Genomic DNA, 8444 nt, shown 5'->3' with positions numbered 1-8444 from the left:
CGCGTTCCTCTTGCAGAGTCAACCCTGACATTCAGGATTTTCTCTATCACCACCCATCATATTGTGAAGTCATTCACATTTCCCCGGGCAGTGGCGGCGAATTATAGGCCGTAATTCTGCGCTGGCAAGGAGTAATTTTAAAAAAAATCCCAACCGGGTATTTAATAGCCAAATCGATTGGTTTTCCCACAGAATTGCCGCCATTCCCTAAAAACCGGATATCCCCAGCATCATACTGACAGCGATCGGCACAAACAGTACGGCAACCCCTTTGCGAAACCAGATGTACCATGCCGGTCGGGAAGACAAAGCCTGGCGCAGCGCCAGCGCAAACAGCGCATAAAGCAAGAAAACGACAAAGGTCATCAACACAAACACCAGGCCCAGCATTGTCATCTGCGCCACTACGTGCCTCTCTCCGGCAACAAACTGCGGTAAAAACGCAAAGAAGAACAGCGTAAGCTTTGGATTTAGCGCGTTCATTAAAATCGCCAGGACAATAATTTGTCGCCCGGTAGCATTTTCCTTATCACGGAATTCCAGTTGGCTACTGTCCCGCCAAAGTTGCCACGCCATGTACAGCAGCCACACACCTCCCGCATACTGCATCACCACCAAAAAACGCGGATTATCCTCAAGAAACAGCGCCGCGCCGGACACCGCCGCCAGTAAATGTGGCAAGGTGCCCAGCGTACATCCCACGGTAGCCAGAATCCCGGCGCGCAGCCCTGCGGATACACTCATCGCCAGGGTATACATCACCCCAACACCGGGCAGCAGTACAATAAATAGTGAAGTGATAAAAAAAGAGAGTGTCATACACAGCGTTCCTGATACGGCATAGAGTGGCGCCATCATCGCGATGGCGCGGCAATGCGTCTTGAACGAAATTGCAGATGAACTCAGCGTAGAACTGTCTGATACTGACCCGGAGAAATACCAAACTGGCGCCGGAATGCGCGGGTCATATGACTCTGATCGGCAAAACCTGCCTCAACGGCGGCCTGTGCCAGACTCCTCCCGGCCAGCAACAGACAGCGAACCCGGCGCACGCGCGCCTGAATAAGATAGGCATGTGGCGTAATACCCAGTTGCCGGACAAAAGCTCGTATCACCTGAAAACGACTCAGGCCGGTATCCTGAGCCAGTTCCTGCAGCGACACAGCGTCTGACGCAGTTTCCAGGCGCTCCACTGCGCGGCGAAGATCCGCCCCAGGCATTGCGTCGCGCGTAACCCGGGACGTTCCGTGCCGGGCAAACAGCCTTTGCAGCAGTAGCTGGCCACTCTGTTCCACGGCCAGCAATTCAGCATGACCGTCGGCAACCACATTAAAATAGTCCATGATTCGCTGGCTCAGCAGCAGATCGTCCACCGCCGGGCGCAAAAATTCAAAATCGCGCTTTCCCGACCGCTGATAAATCTGCTCAGGCGTAAAGTACAACATCTGCCAGCGACGCTTTTGCCCGGCCAGCGGTGAGCCATCATGCATTTCGCCAGGATTCACCATGATCGCCTGCCCGGGCCCCGCTTCGACCATGCCGTTGCCGCTCCAGGAGCGATGGCCGCCGGAAAGAATGACGCCAACGCCAAATTGATCGTGACTATGGCGGGCAAAAGCGCGATCGGAGATCAGACAAAACGCTTCCACATCCGGCGCCAGCCGGTTACGTATAGGAAATGACCCACTGCTGTCCACAGAGCCTCCACCAGGAATAGATGCACCATCCATTAACCACACAAATAATATTGATATCAATCAATATATAATTTCAGGTGTATAGTATCTTTTCTGCGCCATTTCTTAGCATTCCGGAGTTTATGTGTTGACGATTGTGCGTAATCAGTAACGCTTTCTGCTTTTAGCCAGAAAAGCCCCATTTTTGTCTGATGCTATCGCGCTCAGGCAGTGGTTTTGATTGCACGAAATTCAATACATAGCCATATCGGTTTTCCGGGATCGTCATTTTACGCTTTCCCCCTGCGATATTGAATTTCGTTGTTTATCCCCGCGCCATCGTTAATGCCGCGCGGAGTGAGGTTAACAATGAGTCACCACAACCCTCTGTTGCTCGCTGCCAGTGCGCCCCGGATCCGATGGCCGCCAAAGCCGACCACAACTTCAATTTCATCACAATGATCGGACGTGTCGAAAAATAAACTCGCCCCGCAAAACAGGGGGCAATTTAAGGAAAACCCCATGGATCTCAACGATATTATTCACGCTCGCCGACCGGTAACCCTGGCGGCGAACGAACAGAAAATCCCCTGGGATGAGCCAGAATTCAGCCAGCGTATGCTGGAAAACCACCTTTCTCAGCAGCATGACTGGGCCAGCCGGCGCTTTTCGCTTATCGAACAACAGGTCGAGTGGATAGCCGGCCAGTTACCCGCCGGAGCCCGCATCCTGGACCTGGGATGCGGGCCGGGGTTTTATACGCAGCGCCTTGCCAGCCGGGGGTTTCGCTGTACCGGGGTGGATTTTTCCCCGGCGGCGATCGACCACGCACGCCGCGAGGCGCAACGGGCAGACCTCAGCATTCATTATCAGCAGCAGGATGTACGCCGCTTTGTTGCCACAACGCCTCAGGATCTCATCATGATGACCTTCGGTGAATTTAATGTTTTCAGCGCCGGAGATGCCCGTCACCTGCTGTCACACATCGCCAGTCAGTTGCGCCCGGGAGGGTGGTTATTACTCGAGGTTCACACTTTTCAGGCGGTACAAAATATGGGGATGGCGCAGCCGCGCTGGGAAAGCTGCCCGCAGGGATTGTTTCTTGCTGAACCTCATCTGCTGCTGACGGAAAGCGCCTGGAATGCCGCGACGCAAACCGCCTCTACCCTGTGGTGGGCGATTACCCCATCTGGCGTCACGCGCCGCTTTGGCAGCCAGACCCAGGCCTGGCGCGACGAAGAGTATCTGGTGCTGCTTGAGCAATACGATTTCCGGCAGGTGCAGCGCCTCCCGGAGCAGGACTGGCCATCGGGTAGCGATTTCACTGACAGTTTGTACGTTTTGCTGGCCCGCAAAGCGCAGGATATTTAAGGAGTCACTCTTTTATGCACCGGATTTCTTCACCACTTTCTCTGCTGCTTTTTCCGGTGGCGCTGATTCTTTATGAATTCGCCGCCTACCTGACCACGGATATGATCCAGCCAGGAATCATTCATGTGGTACGGGAATTTAATGCCGATGTCAGCCTGGCGCCGGCCTCCATCAGTATGTATATGGCTGGCGGCATGGCGTTACAGTGGCTGCTCGGTCCGCTTTCCGACCGGGTGGGACGCCGACCGGTACTGCTCAGCGGGGCGCTGATCTTTACCCTGGCTTGCCTGGCGACGCTGTTTACTACCACCATGGAGCAATATCTGCTGGCGCGCATTGTTCAGGGCACCAGCATCTGCTTTATCGCCACCGTCGGGTATGTGACGATTCAGGAAGCCTTCGGGGAAACCAAAGGCATAAAGTTGATGGCGATCATCACCTCCGTGGTACTGATTGCGCCGATCATCGGTCCGCTGGTCGGCGCCACGTTGATACATTTTATGCACTGGAAATCCCTGTTCGGAATCATCGCTGGTATGGGGTTTATCGCCTGGCTGGGGCTGCTGCTGTGTATGCCGGAAACCATTAAACAGAAAAGCGTTTCATTTAATGTCATCAGCGTCCTGCAGGATTTCCGTCAGGTATTCCGCAACCGGATATTTATCGCCGGCGTGGCGACCATCTCCTTCAGCTATGTACCTATGATGACCTGGGTAGCGGTATCGCCGGTGATCCTGATCGATGATGGCGGGATGTCTTCAGGACAGTTTGCCTGGACCCAGGTCCCGGTGTTTGGCGCCGTGATCCTTGCCAATATGATGATCGCTAAATTCATCAAGGATCCCACCTCACCACGCTTTATCTGGCGCTGTGTACCAATACAGATTACCGGTCTGGCGCTACTGATTGCAGGCAACCAACTTTATCCCCACGTCTGGATATGGTCGGTCGCCGGCACCAGTATCTACGCATTTGGCGTTGGCGCGGTTTTTCCGACCCTGTTCCGCTTTACGCTGTTTTCTAACGATCTGCCGAAAGGCACCGTCTCAGCGTCCCTGAATATTGTGGTACTCAGCGCCTGTGCCGGTTCGGTAGAAATAGCGCGCTGGCTGTATCTCGAAGCCGGAGGACGCCTCTCGTTTCATATGCTGGCGCTGGGATGCGGCATTCTGACGGTGATATGCCTTGCCCGACTACTGACCCTGATGGCGACAAAAACAGCCCCTGCGGAAGTTTCTGCATCATGACTCTGGCGTCTTCTGCGGGGCGATTGCGCCGCGGGAGACTGTCACTATTGCCAGGTGAAGGATATCGTCACCGTGGAGTTAACGGTTCCCGAAGTAGTTTGTCCCTGAGCGCTGAACAGGCGCGCCTGTAAATGATAGCTATAGCGGTTATTGTGTATCGTTCCGGTAAACCGTCTTCCGTTGCCGAATTTTTCCCCGCCGGTACCAGTAAGCTGAACCGCGACCCGACTGGCAGTACCGTTGTTCTGGTACATATCCTCCGGGTGAGAGGGATCCGGATTACCGCTGAATGTGATAGTCGCCAGCCGCGTACCGGGAGGACAGTTGATCACATTGACATCAAAACGCACCCACGGCGTCGCGCTTCCGGCGCCCTGAAGCGCTGATTTTATTATCCTGGCGCCATTTCCCAGATCCACACTCCTGGCCAGACTATCGCTGGCTACCTCACAGGGTAGCGCAGTAATTCTGCCGAAAACCGCCAACGTCACCACATCAGCCCCTGGGACCTGAGCGCAATAGCCGAAAATCCCCATCACTATTATTGCCAGCCGCACACGCTTTGATGGTGCCATAGCGCCTCCTGACTATTTACTGATAGGTGATGACCAGCGTGGCGACGGCGTTTGCCTCTCCTGGCACCACGGTGCTCTTCGTCTGGTAATAGCGCGCGGTAATTGGAAAGCGTACTACTCCCCGCGGGCTGTCTGACCTGAGACGTAAACGTTGATTAAGCTGCAAAGGCGTACCGTCATAAAGCAACTGCACGCCAATTCCATCGGCGACCCCCGCTCTCCCTCGCCCGGTAAGCGCCAGCACGCTTTGGTCATTCACATCAGGGTTTTGTATTCCATGCAGTGTAATATGGATGTTGACGGCCAGATCGCAGTCCAGAACCAGAGACTGGGTATTATTTTTCACCGAAACCGTACCAATATGATGGTTAAATTCGGCGACTGAAACATCGCCAATCGAAAAATTAAGATCGCCGGTGACAACATTACATTTCACCGTATTGATAAAGCCAGGCGCGAGGGTAAAAGTATAGGCGTATAAATAGTTCTCTACCGATGCGCGAATTAACGTCCCGCCGCTTTTCGCTGGCCCCGAACCGCTTTGCTCTGCGGTTTTTACCAGTTCAAAAATTAAGCCTCCCCTCCCCCACGATCCCCCGCAATATCGGTAAAACAAAACAGAAGACACGCATACCCCCCCCTGCAGACGAACAGGTAACGCGCCGCCATGCCAAACGGCCTGCCAGTAACCGGATTTGCTGCTCATGCGCAAACCAACTCCGGGGACCCCGATATCAAAATAGGTAATACCGTTGTACACAAAGGTGCTATAGGTGGAATCAGCATATCTCATCACCTTTGGCGCACTATCACATTCAATGATATTCTCCTTGATATTATCGAGGCTGGCATCCTCCACGCGCGCCAGTACGGTTCCCGCAGGTGTATCCCGCTGAATAACGACATCGCCAAAATTCACAACCGACCTTCTTTCTGTATAGCCATTAATATATTTACAGGCACCGGCATGGCAGCTATATAGTAATAACAGAGGCCACAGCGCGCTAAAAAAAATACTGCACAGACCGTGATTTTTATTTTCCATTAATGACAATATCCATGACTAAAGAAAATACCGGAATGATTTTGCTGACGGGATAATGAATAACTTACCCGACAGGATTGGCGACCGGCGTTGCCCCATTTAACCAGCAGCGTACCGGACATCGCCGCGCCGGTAATATAGACCTGACCTTTTTCACCAACAATGAAACTACCGCCATCCAGACTTACCATGGCGCCAAACGGTACTACCTGCCCGGCAGCCCGATACAGAGTCATTAATATCCGCTTACCGGAATGGGTGGCAAAATTTGCTCTGACAATCGCCCCCCTGCCCGGCACCACAGTTTGCGCCGCCAGCGTTAATTCCACCTCTTCCGGCAACGTCGTTGTATTCAGCACGACATCATTTTCCCGATATGGTGACGCGTAGTTGGCGACGGCATATCCCCGCGAATCAGTGATTACGCCATCCTGATTATTCACCGCCACCCCGGCAGCGCCCGGCGCTTTCACCAGGATGTTCGTCTCCCCCAGCGACTGAGCCAGTGTTATACCATCGCCATGAAGCAGAATGCCGCCATCAATGCCATAGCTGGCACGCCGGAAATCCTCACTGTAGCTGTAGCCCAGACGCCCTTCCCCGGATGCGCCTTTATAATTCGCACTCAGGCTGGCGGAATACCCCTGGCCGCCGGCATCGTATCCTTGCTGGACATTCCAGTTCAGGGCGCGATTTTTCAGCGCGACGCCGCTGATCCCTGCGGAATGGCGCACGGAGTTATGAGGCCCCTGGATCAGGTTATAGTTGGCCCAGGTATTTGGCATAAAATGGCTCAGCGAAACACTGATATTCAGCGCCACCGTTCGCTCTTGTTGATCTGAAATATCGCTACCGTTATTTCCGGCGCGGCCATTTTTGCCACAGGTGTACACCAGGCTGTAACCAATCCCCCGCCAGCTATTGTTATAACCAAGGCTCCAGGAGACCATCCCATAGGGCTTGTTCCAGTAATCTTCGCGAACCACGCTGGCTGACAGCGATCCCCGGTTTTCCCCCAGCGGCTGGTTAAGCGTCAGCTCAGTCCGCTGGCGCCGCCGTTCAACAAGAAAATCAGCGCTGCTTCGTGAATCCAGCACTTCCTGCAGGTTGTAATAACCGCGCGTGGAATAACGATAACCGGCAACGCTGATATAAGTACCGGTCTGCGCCACACTTTTGCTATAGCGTAACCGCCATGACTGACCGTGGCGTTTATCCGTACTTTGCAGCGAAGAGGCCGCCTGGGTGACATCCGCAGACAGCGCGCCAATTCTCCCCAGATTACTACCCACGCCCAACGCCAGAGCGCGATAAACGCTGGCATGCTGAACACCGCCATAGATAGTTAACCCACCAGGCAATCCGTAACTGGCGCTGGCCTGGCCCCATATAGGCTGTCGGCCATGCCGATCATAAGCCTGGTAGCGCCCCATGGTCGCAGCATACTTCAGGCTCCCTTCACGCCGTAGCACTGGCAAAGAGGCGAACGGCACCACAAAGTATTGCCGGCTCCCGTCGCTTTCTTCAATGGTGACCTGCAGGTCGCCCGCACCGCCGGTCGGATACATATCGGCGATCAGAAAAGCGCCCGGCGCCACATAGGTCTGGTAAATCATGTAGCCATTTTGTTCGACAACCACCCGGGCGTTGGACCGTGCAATGCCACGAATCACAGGCGCATAGCCTTTCAGGGAGTCAGGCAGCATGTCGTCATCAGAGACCATTTGCACACCGCGTAACGCCAGGCTATCAAAAATATCTGCCGGTGAAGCGCTGTCGCCCAGCATCAGGCGAGATCTCAGCGACACAATGTCGCGTTGCAGCCAGCTATACACCGTATCCCACCGCTGTCTGCCACTCTCATCCCGCTGCCATGTCATATAGTTGCGCAGCCGCCAGGGGCCGATATTCACTCCCGGGCGCAAATTAACATACAGGTTATTGGCAGAGACGCCCCGACTACGCTGCGTAGCGCCGCTCAGACTGTAATTGAGCAGCAGCGCCGTAATTCCTTCATCCCAGCGCTCGGGCGCGACATAACCCCGGGAGGTATGTACCAGAGCCGCCTGAGGGATACTTAACAACAGTTGTTGCTGCGCAAAATCAAACCTCACTCCAGCCTGAGGAATGGCGGCCAGACTGGCGCACTCATTGTCGCCGGACGGCGCGGGCAGTAAGCCTGGTTTTAGCCCATACCCTTCCAGTTGTTGCACACTCAGGCAGGGGGTCAGCCTGTCTTTTTCTTGCGTATCCACCGTAAACATCACATCCCGGGTATCCACGGTGTGGGAATTGACCAGAATCTCCACCCGATATATCCCTGGCGCCTGAGCGCCGGATTCAAAAAGCGCCAGATCGGCGCTATGCACCCCGGATTTATCCAGCTCCAGTAATGCCGGATTAAAATAATCGCTTGCCTGGGATTTATTCAACCCGGACAGAAAAAATACGACACTGGCAAAGTACATCATTAATGGACGATGAGATTTTACTACCCTGGCAAATGTCACGATCCACCGCCTGATTATAA

6 protein-coding genes and 1 pseudogene are annotated in these 8444 nt (G+C 54.2%); 2 read left to right on the top strand and 5 right to left on the bottom strand.

All coding sequences use genetic code 11. From position 1 onward, the window contains the following. Window positions 1-207 precede the first annotated feature (207 nt). Both AQ981_RS23995 and AQ981_RS23990 read right to left on the bottom strand, forming a co-directional pair. Complete coding sequence (locus AQ981_RS23995; RefSeq protein ID WP_058914288.1) at window positions 208-819, bottom strand: LysE family translocator; 612 nt, start codon at window positions 817-819, stop codon at window positions 208-210. Between the two features lie 83 nt (window positions 820-902). Continuing rightward, window positions 903-1697 carry an AraC family transcriptional regulator gene (locus tag AQ981_RS23990; protein ID WP_249226384.1) on the bottom strand — a complete coding sequence of 265 codons (795 nt, stop codon included), beginning with the start codon at window positions 1695-1697 and terminating at the stop codon, window positions 903-905. Window positions 1698-2198: 501 nt separating this feature from the next. On the opposite strand from AQ981_RS23990, the pseudogene AQ981_RS23985 reads away from it, so the two are divergent. Continuing rightward, window positions 2199-3035: pseudogene (locus AQ981_RS23985) on the top strand (class I SAM-dependent methyltransferase); the annotation flags it as partial. Window positions 3036-3061: 26 nt separating this feature from the next. Continuing rightward, window positions 3062-4294 carry a multidrug efflux MFS transporter MdtM gene (locus AQ981_RS23980; protein WP_058914286.1) on the top strand — a complete coding sequence of 411 codons (1233 nt, stop codon included), beginning with the start codon at window positions 3062-3064 and terminating at the stop codon, window positions 4292-4294. 44 nt (window positions 4295-4338) lie between these two features. Here the strand turns inward: AQ981_RS23980 and AQ981_RS23975 are convergent, their stop codons facing one another. From AQ981_RS23975 to AQ981_RS23965, 3 genes are all read right to left on the bottom strand, one after another. Next, complete coding sequence (locus AQ981_RS23975) at window positions 4339-4869, bottom strand: fimbrial protein (RefSeq protein ID WP_071609005.1); 531 nt, start codon at window positions 4867-4869, stop codon at window positions 4339-4341. A 16-nt stretch (window positions 4870-4885) separates the two neighbouring features. Beyond that, window positions 4886-5788, bottom strand: a complete 903-nt coding sequence (locus tag AQ981_RS23970; protein WP_071609006.1) for a fimbrial protein — start codon at window positions 5786-5788, stop codon at window positions 4886-4888. A 125-nt stretch (window positions 5789-5913) separates the two neighbouring features. Continuing rightward, entirely contained in the window at window positions 5914-8424 is a 2511-nt protein-coding gene (locus AQ981_RS23965) for a fimbria/pilus outer membrane usher protein (protein WP_249226383.1), read from the bottom strand. Between the last annotated feature and the right edge of the window lie 20 nt (window positions 8425-8444).

Origin of the sequence: Entomohabitans teleogrylli (genome assembly GCF_001484765.1) — a bacterium.
GTDB lineage: Bacteria > Pseudomonadota > Gammaproteobacteria > Enterobacterales > Enterobacteriaceae > Entomohabitans > Entomohabitans teleogrylli.
Note: the sequence above shows the minus strand (reverse complement) of the source record. Positions and strands in the feature narration are given on the sequence as shown.